The following is a 19,858-nucleotide window of genomic DNA, read 5'->3' as shown; positions in this document are numbered from 1 at the left end:
ATTTAATAATTGCTAGTGTTTGTTTTAGTTGTTGATAAAAGTTCATCTCTTGTAATGTTCCTCTAAAAATGTAGAAAGTAACTGAGCAATACGCTCAAGATAAGAGGGTTTGGTTGATTTTTCTATAACTTAAGAGTTGTTCTTCAAAACTATGAATGCCTTTAAATAGTCTCAAGTTAATAGTTTTGTTCCTTAAAATCGATGGTTCATCAGTCATTTTCAAGGTTCATCATAAATTGTATTTGCTTTTTTAAAGCCAAGTATAATTTTGTGTAAAATCTAAATTTAATTACTATGAGAAAAAATGTATTGATGTTTTTTTTATTACTTTCCTTTTTTAGTTATGGGCAAAAAAAGGTCACAGTCTCAGGGTATGTGGAGGATAAGAAGACAGGAGAAAAATTATTTGGTGTAAATGTTTATACCAATTCTAAATCAGGAAATGTAACCAATGAATATGGTTATTTTTCTTTTTCGCTAGAGGAGGGTAAACATATTATTTATGTAAGTTATCTGGGTTATAAAACTATAGAGAAGGAGATTGAAATAAAGTCTAATTTAAAAATAGATTTCAAATTAGAAGATGACTCTTTTAATCTTAATGAAGTTGTAATATCCACAACAAAAATTGAGAACAAAGTGAAGAGTACTGAAATGAGTGTAAATACTTTAAAAGCCTCTACAATCAAGAAACTACCTGCTATATTAGGAGAACCTGATGTGATTAAATCAATACAATTACTTCCCGGAGTTTCAAGCGTCAATGAAGCATCTTCAGGTTTCAATGTTAGGGGAGGAAATGCAGATCAAAATCTAATTTTATTAGATGATGCAACAATCTATAATGCATCACACTTGTTTGGATTTTTTTCAGTGTTTAATTCAGACGCCATTAAAGATGTAAAGTTATATAAAGGAGGAATTCCATCTACTTATGGAGGTAGATTATCATCTGTGTTAGATGTACGTCAAAAAGAGGGAAATAAGAAAGAATTTAATGGTGAAGCAGGAATTGGTTTAATTTTGAGTAGGGTATTAGTTGAAGGTCCTATAAAAAAAGATTCTCTTGGAATAGGGAAAGGTTCTTATATGTTTGCAGGAAGACGCTCTTATGTTGACGCTTTTACTTTTTTGGATAGCGATTTTAAAGATAATGTTCTCTTTTTTTATGATTTGAATTTAAAAGCCAACTATGACTTAAATGAAAAAAATAAAATCTTTGTTTCAGGATACTTTGGTCGAGACAGATTTGAACTTCCTAAATTTATTGGAACATCTTGGGGTAATGCAATCGGAACAATTAGATGGACAAATGCAATAAGTGAAAAATTATTTTTTCAAACTTCAGCTATTTTTTCTAATTATGATTATGAGTTAGATAATTTAAGATCAGGTTCTGAGTTTAGGTGGAAATCAAATATTACAAACTTTAATTTTAAACCTAAATTAACTTGGTATGCTAGTTCAAAAGCCACTGTGAGAACCGGTGTTGATATTACACATTATAAATTTAATCCTGGAAGAATTTCTGCAATCAATGGATCAAGTATTAGTGCGGAGAAATTTCAAAATAATTTTGCTTTAGAAAACGGAATGTATATTGATACGGAGTTTGATTTGTCTGAAAAACTAAACATTCAAGCAGGTTTAAGATTTTCAAATTTTATGAGATTGGGTAATGAAAGTATAAGGATTTATGAAACGGGAAAACCTCTAAGCTTTGATCCTGTTTATGGAGTTTATGAAGAGAATGAAGTTGTAAGTGAAAAAAAATATGGTTCTGGAGAGGTTATAAAACAATTTAATAATTTGGAACCGCGTTTTTCAATGCGATATTTATTAAATGATAGAAATTCTTTTAAAACGAGTTATAATAGAATGTATCAGTATATACATCTAGTAACTAATACAACATCACCTACACCATTAGATGTTTGGACACCAAGTGGGCCATACATAAAGCCGCAGTATGCAGATCAAATCGCTTTAGGTTATTTTTCGAATGTAAAAGAAAGTAGCTATGATTTTTCGGTAGAAGCTTATTATAAAAAATTAACTAATGTTACTGATTTCAAAGATGGTGCTGATTTACTTTTTAGAGAAGATGTCGAGACTCAAGTTGTTCAAGGAGTAGGGAGAGCCTATGGTTTAGAGTTTTTACTTAATAAAAATACGGGTAAATTAACCGGTTGGTTAAGTTATACTTTATCAAAAAGCGAGAATAGGATAAACGGAATAAATAACAATGAATACTATGACAATAATGTAGATCAATTACACCGATTAAATCTTGTAGGACTCTATAAAACGAATTCAAGATGGGAATTTGGTGGGGTATTTACTTTTAGTACTGGAAGACCAGTAACATATCCAACAGGACGATATGAACAAAATGGGTTAGTTGTGGCTGACTATAGTGAAAGAAACGGGAATAGACTTCCTGTATATCACCGTTTAGATATTTCTGCAACTTTAAATCCTAAAAAAGATAGTAATAAAACCGGTAAATGGATTTTTAGTATAGCTAATCTATATAACAGACAAAATGCTGCCTCCATATTTTTCAGGGAAATTAGTGAAGTAAACGATGTAGAAATTGCAACTGGAAATACTGAAGCAACCAAATTGTCATTTTTTGGGATTGTTCCAAGTGTAACCTATGAATTTAAATTTTAAAATGACTTCAACATTATATAACTAAAAAAATAAAAACATGAGCACCATAAATAAAATAAAAAAAGTATTACATATTGTAATTTTTTCTATTGTTTTCATTTCTTGTGAAGAAGATGTTACAAATGATATTACTCTTAACTCAATTGAACGTCTTGTTATTGAGGGTGGAATTGAACGTAAAGCAGACAATACAACTCAAGTAATTAAATTAACTAAATCAATACCTTTTTTAGATAATTCAGACAATCCTTTTGTTTCAGACGCAATTGTAACTGTATCGGATGGAAATACTACTTGGAATTTTGTTTATACACAAAACGGCAATTATACAAACAACAACTTATTACCAGAAATCGGTAAAACTTATACCATTACAATTGTTTGGAATAATGAGACCTATGTGGGTTCAGATACTTTAAACGAGGTACCTCCATTTGACAATTTTTATTATGAATTTGAAGAAGAAACATTTATAACAGATTCCGGTTATTTTTTAAAATTTGACTCTACTGATCCTATTGGTGTTGAAAATTATTATTATTATAGAGTTTTCAAAAACGATATTTTTACCATTGTTCCTGATCCCGGTAATTCAGAAACATTAATTGTAACCGATAGGTTTTTTGACGGTCAACAAAGAATTGGAATTAATCCAAATGAAGAAGTTTCTTTTGAAATTGGTGATGTGGCAAAAGCACAACAATTAGGAATATCAAAAAAATACTATCAATTTCTATTTGAGTTATTTACACAAACGGGCAATCAGGGTATTTCTTTTGTTGGAAATCCACCACCTGCTTCTATAAGAAGTAATATTATAAACACATCAAATCCTACTAATAGAATTTTAGGTTATTTTTATGCCGTAGATATAGAAGAGGATAGTATTTTGATTGAGTAATTTTAATTTAGGAATGAAGAATAGATTGATCTTGTATAGTATAATTTGCTTTATATTTAGTTTTTTGAATTTTTTAGAAGACTATAATGAAAGTTCTTTTTTTGAAGCTATACAAGATCAGATTTATTTATTTCCGCTAAGTTTTATTTTTATCTTAATAATTTATTTGATTAGAAAGAGAACAATTGAAAGTTATTATTACAAAAGAGTTGAATTATTCAACAAAAGAACATTCCTTTTTTTCGTCAGTATTGCTACAATTATATTTTTTAGTTTTCTACTAAGACTAATTTCCTTGGTCTTATTTAATGATGATGAAGATTTGATTTTTTTTGATACGCTTTTTTTTGCCATTTTAATAATTGTAAGTAGTGTAGTTTTATTTATTTATTTATTTGAGATTTATTTAGAAAACGAATTTGAAAAAAAGGAATTAAAAATAAGGCTAAAAGAAAATGAGATTGAAAATCTTAATGATAAATATATGTCACTTAAGAATCAACTAAACCCTCATTTTCTTTTTAATTGTTTTAGTAATATTACTAGTTTAATTGATACTGAACCTGAAAAAGCAATAAAATTTGTGGAGGAATTATCCAATGTTTTTCGATACAGTCTCACTAATTCTGATGAAATTTTAGTTACTTTATCTGAAGAACTCAAACTACTAAATTCTTATTTTGAACTTCAATTGATTCGACATCAGGGGTTAATAAAACTTGAGAGTTCTGTTGATGTTTCTAAATTAGATTATTTAATACCTCCTCTAACGCTTGAAATATTAATCGAGAATGCTTTAAAACATACCGTTTTTGATAAACATAATCCTTTGAAAATTTGCATCTATTCTAGAGAAGAGCAATTGATAATTGAGAATAATTTTAATCCTAAAATAAATGCTGTAAAAACGGAATCTTTTGGAATTGGTATGAAAAGTATAAAAAAACAATACGTTTTACTAAATTGTGGAGAACCTTCTTTTAAAATTGAAAATAATATTTTTAGAGTAGAAATCCCCTTAATTAAGTCGAGTTATGATTAAAGTTATTATTATTGAAGATGAAATATTGATAGCAGAGCGATTAAAGAAAATGATTGAATCGATTGAACCTGAAATGAATGTTGTTGAAATGATTGATTCAGTTAAGGAGGCCATTTCTCGTTTAAGCGAAAGTATACCTGATTTAATTTTTTTAGATATTAATCTCTCTGATGATTATTGTTTTAAAATATTTGAGGAAGTTAATGTTACTTGTCCTGTTATTTTTGTCACTGCTTATTCAGAATATGCGATTAAGGCATTTGAAATAAATAGTATTGATTATCTTTTAAAACCAATTTCAATACCAAATTTAAAAAAGAGTATTGATAAATATAAAAGTCTTACAACATTTCCTAATTATACTAAAATGATGATTGATATGGAATCCAGATATCGAAATCGTTTTTTAGTGAAGTTAAATAATCAATTAAAGTCAGTATCGATTGATACCATTGCCTATTTTTTTTCAGAAGATAAATTGACCTTTGCATGTTTGAATGATGGTAAAAAATTACCACTTGATTTTAGTTTAAAAAAAATTGAGGAAGAGATTAATCCGAAAGAATTTTTTAGAGTAAATAAAAAGTTTTTAATCTCAGCAAACTCAATTCAAGAGATGTATTATGTTTCAAAGTTAAAATTAAAAATAATTTTGAATCCCAACTTTGGTAGTGAAAACATTTTTGTAGCGGTAGAAAAAGTTGGTGAATTTAAATCTTGGTTGTCAAATTAATTTTTTAAAATATTTTTCTAAAAATATTTATTCAATACTATTTAAATAATTAATACTGATTTTACGACACATTTTTGTCATTGTTAAAGGCAATTAAATTTATAACTTTGGTTTATTAAATATTTATTTAGTTCTATTTTGGGTAAATTTAAAGCTATTTAAAGATATTTAAAATTGGCATTAACAATTAAAATAAAAAACTTAAATGAAATTGCATATTATACTTACCTTTTTTTTATTCTTTTTTTATTCAGCTGATTTGGTTATTGACTTTGGAAAATCCAATGGAAAGAACAAAGATTGGATACTTATATCAGATAACATTATGGGAGGTGTTTCAAAATCTAAGCTGGAGTATTTAGATGATTCATTTTTATTAACCGGCAACATTTCATTAGATAACTATGGTGGTTTTTCTTCAATTAAAACTAAGTATGAAAATTTTGATTTGACAGATTATAAAGGGGTAAAAATAAGATTTAAATCTAGTAAACAAAAATTTGCTTTCACTTTAGAAGAAAGTAAAAACTGGACATTACCCAATTTTAAAGGTGAATTCAATTCAACAAAAGAAAACACTTGGGAAATAATTACGATATATTTCAAAGATTTTAAAGAGTATCAAATAGGAGAACCTACAGGTAATAAGTTAAAAACTTCAAGTTTAAAAAATATTGTTAGACTTGGAATCATAACAACCGATAAAAAAGAAGGCCCTTTTACTATTGAAGTTGATTACATTGAGTTTTTTTAATTGTTGTAATTTTTAAGAATATTAACCCCTTTTTTCATGAATAATTACTAAGTGTTTGAAAATGATTAAAAATTCGTACTACTTTTTTTATATTTCGGAGAGAGAGCCTAATACCCATAGCACAAATGTGTCATGTGTGTATGTTGTTTATTTTCCATTTTTGTTCTTCATTCTATGGCATTTAGTCTAATGTTTATGAATTGAAACATTTTAATTCGTATAATTTTTATACTGATAGCGATAATGCTATTTATCCAATATTGATTTTATTTTATACATAGCAATGAGAGAACGTATTGTTTGTGCTGCAATTCACAATCCAGACGAGAAAAATTTAATAGGTGAGCCACTTATATATTGTGGATTAAGACATTCAGATATAGAAATGCAATCTATGTTAGTAAGTCGTAATCCATCACACCAAGGTTTTTTTAACAACTACTGGTCGTTTTGTTGATCGAATTGAGGCCTTGCATATAGCTATTGATTCTAAACAAGTTGATCATTGTAAAGTAATTGAAGGAGGTTTTTTGTATAGTGTTGATTTGTATTAATATGAATCCGGTAATTTAAAGTTTTTAATGTTGTAATTGGCGTTCGATATACAAAAAGTCTATACCTTTTTAATGACACAAATGTGTCATGTAAACTTCTGTATCATGTCAGACATTTGTAATCGAGTTTTTCTTGTTAAAAACAAGCCAAAATTTGATTTCACAACTATACAACAAGTTATTATTTATGGTAATACAATTACTCTACAAATCTGTTTACTTTTCTTTTAAATGCTTTCTTGAAAAGAATTTTAGAATAGTTATTCCTATGGTTTTCTTGCTGTCGCTCTTTTTTATGCAAGAGATTCATTCACAAAATACACTTAACACACTTGGATTAACTTCATCAACTCCAACTGTTGGAGCATATAGTTTACGTAGGTTAAGTAGTAGCTATACAGGAAATGCTGTATTAGTTCGAAGAAGTAGTGATAACGCTACTCAGAATATTGGATTTACAGCATCTGGACTCTTAAATGAAACTGCTTTGTTAGCATTTGTAGGAACCGGTAGTGGATTTGTTCAAACATGGTATGATCAGAGTGGGTTTAACCGAGATATTACTCAAAGTACATTGGCGAGCCAACCCAGAATTGTCAATGCTGGGGTGATTGAGCGACAAAATGGAGTTCCGTCTGTTTATTTTACTGGTTCAAGCTTTTTAACCCATATCTCTTTTCCAACTTCTGGATTTACTGGTTTTACAGCCAATATAGTGGCACGATGGACAACAACGGGTACGAGTCAGGCTACCATTCAAACACTATTAGATAATAATCACAATGCAACGCAAGGATTTGCCATTCAAGACCGACCTGATTTATCTGGAAGACCTTTGACCTTTGGAATTGCAGCAAACCCAAGTGGAGCTGGGGTTCAAGATAATTCCCTTTCAGGTAATAGTACAAATAGGATATTTACATTTGTTGCAAATAGCACGACAGTTTCTGGTTTTAAAGAGGGAACTGCTTTGCCCACTGCGACTATTTCTGGAACCAATTATACACTTCAAAACCGTTTTGTTATTGGAGCTTGGTTTAATGGTGGTACAGTAAGTCGATTTACTACTGGGCATATTGGTGAGGTTTTGGTTTTTCCATCGGCGCTTTCTAATACTAATAGACAGACTTTAGAATGTAACCAAAGTGCTTATTTTTCAATTCCTTTTGTATTACCTGGAGTTGAGTTCTTTATTCAAAATACTGCTGCAAGTTCAGCTTGTAATTCTGCAGATGAACAAGTAGTTTGGAAATTATCAGATTTAGTAAATACTCAATCCAGTGGTAATAATTTAACCAAAATAAATTCCAATGGTAACTGGGATGGAGGTGCATCTTCTTGGAATACCGTTTCTAATCACGGTTATTTTCAATTTACAGCTTTAGAAAATAATACTGAACGAATGGTTGGATTGAGTAATACCAATACTAACTCTAATTTTAATACCATACAATATGCTTGGTATTTGAGAAATAATGGTACTTGTGAAGTTTTTGAGTCAGGTTCATCTAGAGGTAATTTTGGCTCTTGTGCACCAGGAGATGTTTTTAAAATTTCGGTTGAGGCAGGTGTTGTAAAATATTATCAAAACAATATATTACGTTATATTAGTTCTATTTCCCCAAATCTACCTTTACTAGTTGATGTCTCCATCAATAGTATTAATGGCACTGTTTCTAATGCCATTGTATCCAATTATTCTACAGGATCTTTTATCGCTACAGGTTTAAATCTTGGCGCATCACCAATTTATCAATGGAAATTGAATGGTACTAATGTGGGAACCAATACTTCTTCTTATACTAATACTTCATTAGATGATAATGATGTTTTAACTTGTGAAGTTAGTTTTACTGGAAGTTGTGGGACAAATACATTGACTTCAAATTCAATTACCAATAAAGCATTAACTTCACCAACAAGCATTGATTTTTACATTCAAGGTACAGTTGGTACATCTGCTTGTAATACAACCGAAGAAGAGGTGCGTTGGCGTATAACGGATTTGTTTAATGTTCAAGTAACAGGGTTAGGAAATAGTTTACGTAAAATACAGTCAAATGGAAATTGGGATGGAGGTGCTTCATCATTAAATACCGTTGCTAATAATGGTTATTTTCAATTTACAGCTAGTGAAACGAATTCGTTTCGTATGGTAGGTTTGAGTACTACAAACATTAACACTAATTTTAATACCATTCAATATGCTTGGTATTTACGTGGAGACGGAATATGCGAAATTTTTGAATCTGGAACAAGCCGAGGAACTTATGGATCCTATGCTAGTAATGATGTATTTAAAATTACAATTGAGGATAATGATGTAAAGTATTATCAAAATGGAGTATTACGTTATATTAGTACAATCGCACCCAGTTTACCTTTATTGGTTGATGTTTCAATAAATAGTGTTAATGGTACAGTTACTAATGCTATTGTTTCTAACTATAATAATGGTGTTTTTACTGCTACTGCTACAAATGCAGGAGTTTCACCTATTTTTCAATGGAAATTGAATGGAGTTAATGTTGGTACAAATAGTGCAACATATACCAATTCGGCCTTGTCAAATAATGATGTTATTTCGTGTACATTACTTCCAAGTATAGCAGGTTGTACATCAGTTACACCATATTTGTCTAACAGCATAACAAATAAATCTATCAGTACTGGTGTAACCTTAGATTTTTATATTGCTGGTGGAGTAGCTACTTCTGCGTGTAATTCAATAGAAGAGCAAGTAAAATGGAAGATGTCAGATTTACAAAATGTTGAAGCCAACAATAATAGTCTGTTAAAAATACAGTCAAATGGAAATTGGAATGGTGGCGCCTCTTCTTGGAATACGGTATCTGATAATGGCTATTTCCAGTTTACAGCTACTGAAACAAATACTTTTCGAATGGCTGGGTTAAGTTCAATAAATGTGAACTCCAACTTTAATACGATTCAATATGCTTGGTACTTGAGAGGTGATGGAGTATGTGAAATTTTTGAATCAGGAACTAGTAGAGGTAATTTTGGTACTTATACTGCTAATTCAATATTTAGAATTGCAATTGAAGCAGGAGTAGTAAAATATTTGATTAATGGGACTTTAGTATATTCTAGTGCTATTGTCCCGACATTACCCTTAATAGTAGATGTTTCAATAAATACTGTGTTAGGTACTATATCAAATGCAGTAGTTTCAAATTTAAGCGATTCAACATTTACAGCTTTTTCAAGTGGTGCTGGTGCTAATCCGTCCTATCAGTGGTTGTTAAATGGTTCAAACGTTGGTACTAACAGCAACACTTATTCCAATCCATTTTTAACTAGTGGCGATGTTGTGAGTTGTCTTTTAACGCCAGATTTTGGTGGCTGTAGTACAACAAATTATGCTTCAAATACAATAACAACGGTACAAGTTGGAGCTCCTGCTTCTATCGAATTTCTTATTCAAGGAACTCCTGCTACAACAGGGTGTAACGTTGCTAAAGAAGACGTTCGATGGTTGACAACATCTCTATTGAATCTTAACGCATCGAACAATAGTTTAGTAAAGATACAATCAAACGGTAATTGGAATGGTGGAGCTGCATCTCGAAATTTGATTTCCAATAATGGCTTTTTGGAATTTATAGCAACCGAGACGAATACGTTTAGAATGGCTGGATTGAGTACATCAAATACTAATTCCAATTTTAATACCATTCAATATGCTTGGTATTTACGTGGAGATGGTATATGCGAAATTTTTGAATCTGGTACCTCTAGAGGTAGTTTTGGTTCTTATGTATCAGGGGATATTTTTAAAATTAGTGTTGAGGAGATGGTCGTGAAATATTATGTGAATGATATTTTGCGTTATACCTCGCTGATTGTTCCTAGTTTACCACTTTTGGTTGATGTTTCCATAAATTCTGTAGGGGGAACAATTACAGATGCTAAAGTGACCAACTACAATGACGGGGTGTTTACCGCAAGTGCTACTAATGCTGGCTCTGCCCCGAGTTATCAATGGTATTTAAATGGTGTTAGTGTTGGTGTAAATAGTTCAACTTACACCAATACTTCATTGGGTAGTGGAGATGTTGTATCATGTCTTTTGACGCCTGACTTATCAGGGTGTTTTAATGCCCAAATTGAATCCAATGTAATTTTAAATCAACAAATAAGTACACCAGTAGGTATCGAATTTTATATTCAAGGAGCTGCTGTAACAACGGGCTGTATTATTTCTTCTGAAAATGTGGTTTGGAGGGTTTCTGATAATATTAATGTTTTAGCCAATGGAAATAGTTTGATAAAAATACAATCGAATGGGAATTGGAATGGTGGTGCTGCTTCTTATAATAGAGTAAATGATAATGGTTATTTAGAGTTTACCGCCACTGAAGTAAACACATTTCGAATGGTCGGATTAAGTACGACCAATGTAAACTCAAACTTTAATACAATTCAATATGCTTGGTACCTTAGAGGTGATGGAGTGTGTGAAGTTTTTGAGTCTGGATCAAGTCGAGGCTCATTTGGGGCTTATACTAACAATTCGGTTTTTAAAATTGCTGTAGAAGCAGGAGTTGTGAAGTATTATTTAGATAATTCCCTTCGTTTTATTAGTGCAGTTTTACCAAACCTACCTTTATTGGTTGATGTTTCAATTAATAGTGTAAATGGTACGGTTACCAATGCGATTGTATCTAATTTCAATAACGGAACTTTTACGGCCACCGCTACTAATGCCGGAGTTAATCCATTTTTTCAATGGAAATTGAATGGTGTGAACGTGGGTACAGGTACCGCTACTTATACCAATACATCATTAACCAATAATGACATAGTTACTTGTTTATTAACGCCATCAATAAGTGGATGTGCAGGTGTGACTCCAGTGTTATCAAATGCTATATCCAATAACTTTATTGGCCAAACTCCTATAGAGTTTTACATTCAAGCCAATGCTGACATCGCTGCTTGTAGAACTGCTGAGGAGAATGTAGTATGGCAGACCTCTTCATTAACAAATGTTTCTGCGAGTGGTAATAACTTGATAAAGATTCAATCTAACGGTAGTTGGAATGGAGGAGCAGCTTCTTGGAATACAGTTAAAAATAATGGTTTTTTTGAATTTGCAGCAACTGAGAACAATACGTTCCGAATGGTTGGCTTAAGTTCTTCCAATACTAATAACAATTTTAACACGATACAATATGCTTGGTATTTAAGAGGGGATGGCGTTTGTGAAATATTTGAAACGGGAGCCAGTAGGGGATCTTTTGGCGCTTATTTGTCAGGTGATTTGTTTAAAATTTCTATCGAAAGTAACGTGGTAAAATATTACCGAAATAATATTTTGATCTTCACCAGTGCGATTGTGCCAACCTTACCATTACTAGTTGATGTTTCGATTAATTCTGTTAATGGTACTATTACTAATGCGAAAATATCAAATTATTACTCTGGGGTATTTAGTGCTTTTGCTACTAATGCTGGTACAACTCCTTCATTTCAATGGAAATTAAACGGGGTTAATGTAGGTAGTAATAGTGCGGTGTATTCCAACACATCAATTGCTCCTGATGATGTTGTTACTTGTGTCCTTACACCTAGTGTTAGTGGGTGTTCTGCATCTGGCAATATTGCATCAAATTCAATTGTAAACAAGGCGATTGCCAATTTGACTGGTTCAGATATCGTAGTTCGTGGAACAGTTGCTACAGGAACCTGTCCTAATGTAGTTTCTGAGGATGTAGTTTGGAATACAGCTTCTTTACAGAATGTGAGTGCTACAGGAAATAGTTTACTAAAAACGCAGTCCAATGGTAACTGGAATGGTGGTGCCGCTTCCTACAACGCTGTTGGTAACAACGGATATTTGGAGTTTACTGCAACAGAAACTACTGCCGAACGAATGTGTGGTTTAAGTACCTCAAATGTTAATTCGAGTTTCAATACCATTCAATTTGCTATCTATCTTATTAATAATGGCGTTTATCAAGTTTATGAATCAGGATCTTTTAGAGGTAGTTTCGGTTCTTATAATTCCGGTGATCGTTTTAGAGTTGCAGTAGAAAGTAATGTGGTTCGTTATTACAGAAATAATGTTGTTTTCTATACAAGTACAATAACTCCAACATTACCCCTACTTGTAGATGTTTCGATAAATAGTGTGAATGGAACAATTACGAATGCCAAAGTAGTGAATACTAATGCAGGCACCTTTACCGTTACGGCTACAAATGTTGGTGCTTCACCAACTTATCAATGGAAGGTGAATGGTGCTAATGTAGGGTCTAATACGACAACGTATGTTAATACTAATTTGCAACTTAATGATGTGGTAAGCTGTGTTGTAACTCCTGATGCTTCAGGCTGTGATACAGCTACCTATCAATCAAATTCAGTCACCGTTTTATCAAGTGGAAATCCTATTGTTGCCCCCATCACTGGAAATACCAACGTTTGTTTAGGGAGTTCCACTCAATTAACAAGTGCGACTCCTGGAGGAACTTGGACGAGTAGTAATCTGAGTATAGCTACTGTAAATGCAACTGGATTAGTTACCACTCTAGCGGCTGGAAACGTTACAATTACCTATACGGTTACTAATGGTACATGTAATAGCAATGCTGTTACAATGATAACGGTTAATAATTTTACACCTACTGTTACATTAACTTCAAGTGCTGCTTCTATTTGTTTTGGTACTAGTACGACCTTTACTGCTACTGCTAACCAAACAGGTGGAGGAGTGATAACCTATACATTCAGGGTGAATGGTGTAAGTGTTCAAAGCGGGCCTTCTTCAACTTTTACAACATCAAGTTTAAATCAGGGTGATGCGGTAACTTGTCAAATTAATATTAGTGGTGGGGCTTGTTTGGTTCAAACAACTGCCACCTCAAATACAATTACAATGAGTGTCAATCCAATTGCTACTCCTACAGTTGTTTTGAATACACCTTCAACCTCAAATTGTAACGGAATACCTGCTACATTTACTGCTACAGCGAGTAATATTGGTGGAGGTGTAGTATCCTATAATTTCCGAGTGAATGGAGTTAGTGTTCAAAATGGGACTATTAATTCATATACACTAGTAAACCCTACAAATGGAGTACAAGTGAGTTGTGATATTTCAGTGCAATCAGGCACCTGTTTGTCTACAAATTCTGCAACATCTAATACAATTACTTTAACTATTTCATCTAATAGTACTCCAACTGTTAGCATTACTTCAACTTCAACATCTTTTTGTTCAGGAAATTCGGCAACTATAACAGCAACCGCTTTAAATACGGGTGGTGGAATGGTTACGTATACTTTTTTAAACAATGGTGCAATAGTTCAAAGTGGTACTTCAAATAGTTATACAAGTTCAGGTATTGTTAATGGTTCAAGTATAAAATGTAATATTTCTGTTTCTGGTGGTACCTGTTTAACTTCAAGTGTTGCAAGTTCTAATACACTTAATTTTAATGTTACTAGTCCGAGTATAGTTTTAACTTCATCTGGAACAACACTTTGTACTGGAGCTAATGTTGTATTTACTGCAACCGCCTCCAATACATCTGGGGTAGGCACTATAACTTATGTTTTCCAACGTAACGGTGTCACAGTCCAAAGCAGTTCATCCAACACATATTCTACAACCACTTACTCAAATGGTGATGTATTTGTTTGTATATTGAATGTTAGTGGTGGAGTTTGTTCTAATGTTGTATCAATTACGTCAAACCCTATTTCAATAAATGCCTTAAATACATCTGTGAGTATCTCACCAAGTGCAACAACAATTTGTTCTGGGACTAGCGTTACTTTTACAGCTAATGCAATTAATACTGGTGGGGGTACAATTACATATACTTTTAGGAGAAATAGTGTCGTAGTTCAATCAGGTTCATCGAATACATATACTACTAGCACTATTAGTAATGGAAATAGTTTTAGTTGCAGTATATCAGTAACCGGTAGTTCTTGCGGAAATCCAACAGCAAGTTCAAACGCTGTGTTGATGAATGTTATTACTACGGTAACACCAAGTGTAGTTTTATCGCAAAGCCCTTCAAGCGGTATATGTTCTGGTAATACAGTTACTTTTACAGCAACACCAACCAATGGAGGAGTATCACCTACTTATAACTTTAGAATTAATGGAGTTTCTGTTCAAAATTCTAATTCAAATACTTACACAACCAATTCACTTGTCAACGGACAAACTGTAGACGTAGTAATGACTAGCACTGCTCTTTGCACGACTACCTCAATAGCTAATAGTAGTGTAATTACAGTAGCTATTTTACCAACACCAACAGTTGGAACTGCTTCGTCAACACCGTCTGTGAATATCAATACTTCAATAACACCCATTACACACGTTACAACAGGTGCAACAGGTATTGCTCCAGCATCAGGATTGCCTCCAGGTATTATCGCTACTTGGTCAAGTAATACCATTACTATTTCGGGTACACCTACTGTTTCAGGCGTATTTAATTATAGTATTTCACTACTTAGTGCCTGTGGTTCGGCTACTGCTACAGGAACAATAACTGTAAAGGTTGATATAGATGGTGATGGTGTGGATTCTGCATTCGATGGAGACGATGATAATGATGGAATTACAGATGTTTTAGAGTGTGGAATTTGTTCTAATGCTGCGTTTATGAACGGTAATTTTGAATCGCCAGTTTTATCACCCAATACTTCTAGTTCTGTGCCATTAGTAAATACGTCCGGGTGGTTGAATACCGTTGAAAGTACATTAGAAATTTGGAGTACAGGTTTTAATGGTGTGCCTGCAGCTACTGGGAATCAATTTGTAAAATTAAATGCGGGTACTATTTATCAAACATTTTGTTTGAATGGAGCTGGTGGTACTATAAATTGGAGTGTTAAACACAGAGGTAGAGCGGGTATTGATGTAGCAGCAGTTCGTGTTGGAGCTACTATTGGTTCTGTAACAACAATCGCGACGATGTCAGATGGGATAACTGGTTGGGGAGCTTACACAGGTACTTATACTATTCCTACCGGTCAGACTTCTCTGGTTATTGCTTTTACTCCGATTTCTTCGACTGGTGGTGTGAATTTTGGGAACTTTATTGATGATATTCAAATTATTATTAATCAAAGTTGTAAAGATTCAGATGGTGATGGAGTTACCGATAATTTAGATTTGGATACTGATAATGATGGAATTCCTGATATAGAAGAAGCTGGATTTAAACAATACAGTTCAAATACCTCTACCATGAATTTAACAAGTGTTGCTACTTGGGCTGATTCTAATTCCAATGGGATTAATGATGCAATTGATAGTTTAATCAGCGCTTCAACATACAGTCTAATTGATACCGATAGTGATGGAATACCAAATTATTTAGATTTGGACAGCGATAATGATTCCTTTTGGGATGTTGACGAGGCAAGTCTTCTCAATGGTGACGGTGATATTAATGGAGATGGTAAAGGAGATGGATTGGATGTCGATGCTGATGGTTTGCTAGATTCTTTTGATAACGCAACTGTTTTTGGAACAACTTTTAGAGCGTATGCACAAGATACCGATTCCAATGGTATATCGGATTACATACAGTTGGATTCAAATAATGATGGTGTTAAAGACATTCAAACAGGATTGTATGCTAATTTCGATACTAATGGAGATGGAAGAATAGATGGCTCAGGTGATTCAGATAGCGATGGAATTTTAGATGTTTTTGATACGAATGATACCGTTAAAGGTTCTCCAAGAGATTTGAATCGCAAACTTTATTTAGATTTTGATGGTAGAAATGATTATGCAGAAAATGTTTCATTATTAGGTGGATTATCCCAAGCAACGTTGATGGCTTGGATAGATTTGAATACAACTTTTACTACAACAGGTGTGGTAGTGGGTCAAGACAAGTTCCAACTGCGAGTTAATAATTCTAAAAATTTACAAGTCATAGTTAATGGAACCACTTTAACTTTTAGTACTGCTCTGAATACCTCACAGTGGTATCACGTTGCTGCAACTTTTGGTGGAGGTTCACTGTCATTATATCTGAATGGAAATTTAGTAGCCACACAAGCAGTTACGGGAAGTGTAGGGTCTGATACAAGTAAACTCACTTTGGGTAAAAATCCGTTAAGTGCTACCAATTATTTTAAAGGGAAAATAGATGAAGTTCGTGTCTTTAATACCACTCTTACTTCAACCCAGATACAAAGAATGATGTATCAAGAGATACAAAATAGTTCGTCTCAAGTACGCGGAACAATTGTACCTAAAGATATTGGTTCACTTCCATTTGCCAATTTGATTCGCTATTACAGAATGGATACATACAAAGATGATATCATTGATGATCTAACTACAAGTACAGTAGATATTGGAACTGGGATGAAAATGTATAATCACAAAGTAATTGCTGTTCAAGAAGCACCAATGCCATTCACCACAGTGCGGACTGGTACTTTTGCTTCGGCAGTTGATGACCCTACTAAAGACATAAGAGGATTAGATGTTATGGATTCTGATTTTTCTATAATACAAGTAAAGCACAACATTACAGAAACTGCTAATAGTATTGATTTGGGTATGTTTGTTGATCCAGGAGTGACCGTGAATATGACCAACGATACAAAATTACAGAATGATTGGTACTTAAAATTAGATGGTAAGATTGATTTAGTTGGAAAATCACAATTGGTGCAGACTGCTCAGTCTGAACTTGATGCAACAAGTGCAGGATCGTTAGAAAGAGATCAACAAGGTCAATCCAATAAGTTCAATTACAATTATTGGTCTTCCCCTGTGAGTTCAATTAATAATAGTACTATTAATCATGGGTTTACTGTAGCAGGTGTAATGAAAGACGGAACTACAAATTTGCCTCAGAATCTATCATGGACAACAGGCGTTAATGGTTCACCTACAGTTCCTTTAACCTTGAGTAGTTATTGGATTTATAAATTCCAAAATTCGACGAATTCCTATGCAAACTGGTCACCTGTAGGTCAGAATGGAACTTTATTGGCAGGTCAAGGTTACACTTTGAAGGGTAGCGGAAGTTCCACTTTAAACCAAAACTATACTTTTGTTGGAAAGCCTAATAGTGGCACGATTACGTCAATTGTTGGTCCTGGTAACCTTAATCTTTGTGGTAATCCCTATGCATCTGCTATTGATGCCGATAAGTTCATAGATGACAACGCTTCCAGTCTAATAGGAACGTTATACTTTTGGGAGCACTATCCTACGAATTCGTCCCATTATACGATACAATATCAAGGAGGATATGGAACATATACCAAAACTGGCGGTACGCCTCCGGTTGCCCCTTCCGGTATTAGTGGATTAGGATCTAGTAGTAAGGTGGCTAAGCGATTTATACCGGTAGGTCAAGGTTTTTTTGTTACGGGATCAACAAGTGGAGGTACAATAACCTTTAACAATGCGCAAAGATTGTTTATCAAGGAGGACGATACTGTTAATTCTTTTACACTGTTTAAAACTATAAATCGAGCAAGTGCAGACAATGTTGACCCATTAATGAATAATGCGCAGGATGATTTTGAGCAACAACAATTCATGAAAATTCGATTGGGATTCAATGCGACAGATAACCTACACCGCCAAATCTTACTCGGTTTTATGAATGAGCACGCTACTTCAGGATACGATAATGGATATGATGGTATTAGCATTGAAACACTTTCTAACGATATGTATTTTATTAATGGTACTGAAAAACTCAATATTAGTGGCGAAGGATTTTTTAATGTCAATGCTATCTATCCCCTTGGTGTTAAAAATGCAACATCGGGATTAGTGACATTTGTAGTTGATAATAAAGAAAACTTTGATGAGGGTCAGGATATTTTTATCTACGATAATGAATCGGATACATACAACAGCATTAAATCTCAAGCGTATCAGGTTTATTTACCTTCAGGAACTTATGACTCACGATTCTCACTACGTTTTACTGATGGTTCTTCACTTGGAGTTGGTGAAAATGAGGGTCTTTATGGTGTTTCGATAACACATGCGCAGACCAGTAATGTTATTACCATTAAAAATGTACTTCAACAAGTGATTGTTAAGTCTGTATCCATGTATAATCTGTTAGGACAGCAAATAGCCGAGTGGCAGCTAGACGACCAAGATCAGTCTAATATAAAGCTCCAAGTTGGTAACGTAGCCACAGGAACATATATCATCAAAGTCATTACTGATGGAGGAATAATCACGAAAAAGATACTGGCAAAATAATGTTGGAATTTATTTTAAAGTGTAGAGAAGCTCAAACAGAAATCAATCATGTTCATGAATGTTTTGCTTTCCAGCAACAAATGATCTTAATTAAATTAAATACATTGTAATATAATACTATTTATAAATGACCGAAGCTATTCAAGCCTATTTGCATTCAGTGAAGGCGTTTTGCCCAGAAGTAACAGCTAATGAATTGAACTATATTGAAAGTGGCTTAACAATTTCTAAATTAAAAGCCAAGCAGATCTATATAGATGCAAACAGTATTCAAAGAAATATTGGATTTGTTTATTCAGGACTACTACGCGGTTTCTACATAGATAACAATGGAAATCAAATTTCAGTTAAATTCATACGTGAAAACGAGTTTGCAACACATTTTTCTGCCTTTGTTACTCAGAACCCAAGTAAATATTACTTTCAGTGTATTGAGCCAAGCATCATAGTTAACATACCCTATGAGCATATACAAGGAGGTTACGAAAAGTTTCCGATTTTGGAAAGATATGGCAGATTGGTTGCCGAGGAGGTTTTAAAGATACTGCAAAAGCGTATTGAGAGTTTCCTTTTTGAGACAGCCGAAGAGCGCTATTTGAAATTTTTAAAAGAGTATCCTGATTTGATTGATCGAGTATCCCTATCTAACTTATGCACATCTCTTGGTATTAAGCGGCAATCATTAACACGAATTAGAAAACGAATTGCGGAAAGCGGTTCTCAACATTAAAAATTATTTTCAGTTCATCAATTTAAGTGTGTAGGGCCGTTTGAATGCACCTACGGATTTTTTGCATGAAATTTTTAAAGCCTAGCTAAGGAACGTGTGTGACTTGAACAACAATCAACAGATTGTTGGTGCTTTAAAACAGATGAGAGTAGGTCTCTCAATGGCGACTTTCAGGAGTAGCCATTAAACCACCTTATGCTGCGAGTTTTGGAAACAAT

At 33.1% G+C, this 19,858-nt stretch carries 7 protein-coding genes; all 7 read left to right on the top strand.

What is annotated here, in order from left to right:
* Positions 1-294: 294 nt before the first annotated feature.
* The 7 genes from WFZ85_RS14270 to WFZ85_RS14240 all read left to right on the top strand — a co-directional run bounded on the left by WFZ85_RS14270 (position 295) and on the right by WFZ85_RS14240 (position 19,640).
* Positions 295-2,676 carry a TonB-dependent receptor gene (locus WFZ85_RS14270; RefSeq protein ID WP_342696965.1) on the top strand — a complete coding sequence of 794 codons (2,382 nt, stop codon included), beginning with the start codon at positions 295-297 and terminating at the stop codon, positions 2,674-2,676.
* A 37-nt stretch (positions 2,677-2,713) separates the two neighbouring features.
* Positions 2,714-3,577, top strand: coding sequence for a DUF4249 domain-containing protein (locus tag WFZ85_RS14265; protein ID WP_342696964.1), 864 nt, complete (start codon positions 2,714-2,716; stop codon positions 3,575-3,577).
* A 64-nt stretch (positions 3,578-3,641) separates the two neighbouring features.
* Positions 3,642-4,619, top strand: coding sequence for a sensor histidine kinase (locus WFZ85_RS14260; protein WP_342696963.1), 978 nt, complete (start codon positions 3,642-3,644; stop codon positions 4,617-4,619).
* Positions 4,612-5,352, top strand: coding sequence for a LytR/AlgR family response regulator transcription factor (locus tag WFZ85_RS14255; RefSeq protein WP_342696962.1), 741 nt, complete (start codon positions 4,612-4,614; stop codon positions 5,350-5,352). The genes WFZ85_RS14260 and WFZ85_RS14255 overlap by 8 nt, the downstream gene beginning before the upstream one ends.
* 205 nt (positions 5,353-5,557) lie before the next feature.
* Positions 5,558-6,106 (top strand): CIA30 family protein, encoded by a 549-nt coding sequence (locus tag WFZ85_RS14250; protein ID WP_342696961.1) that lies wholly within the window; start codon positions 5,558-5,560, stop codon positions 6,104-6,106.
* A gap of 741 nt (positions 6,107-6,847) precedes the next feature.
* A complete protein-coding gene (locus WFZ85_RS14245) occupies positions 6,848-18,910 on the top strand; it encodes a LamG-like jellyroll fold domain-containing protein (protein ID WP_342696960.1) in 12,063 nt (4,020 codons plus the stop codon).
* A 127-nt stretch (positions 18,911-19,037) separates the two neighbouring features.
* Positions 19,038-19,640: a Crp/Fnr family transcriptional regulator gene (locus WFZ85_RS14240; RefSeq protein ID WP_342696959.1), complete on the top strand. Its 603-nt coding sequence runs from the start codon at positions 19,038-19,040 to the stop codon at positions 19,638-19,640.
* Positions 19,641-19,858: the final 218 nt, after the last annotated feature.

Origin of the sequence: Flavobacterium aureirubrum, assembly GCF_038739835.1 — a bacterium.
GTDB classification, from domain to species: domain Bacteria; phylum Bacteroidota; class Bacteroidia; order Flavobacteriales; family Flavobacteriaceae; genus Flavobacterium; species Flavobacterium aureirubrum.
This window is presented reverse-complemented; position numbering and strand designations above follow the sequence as displayed.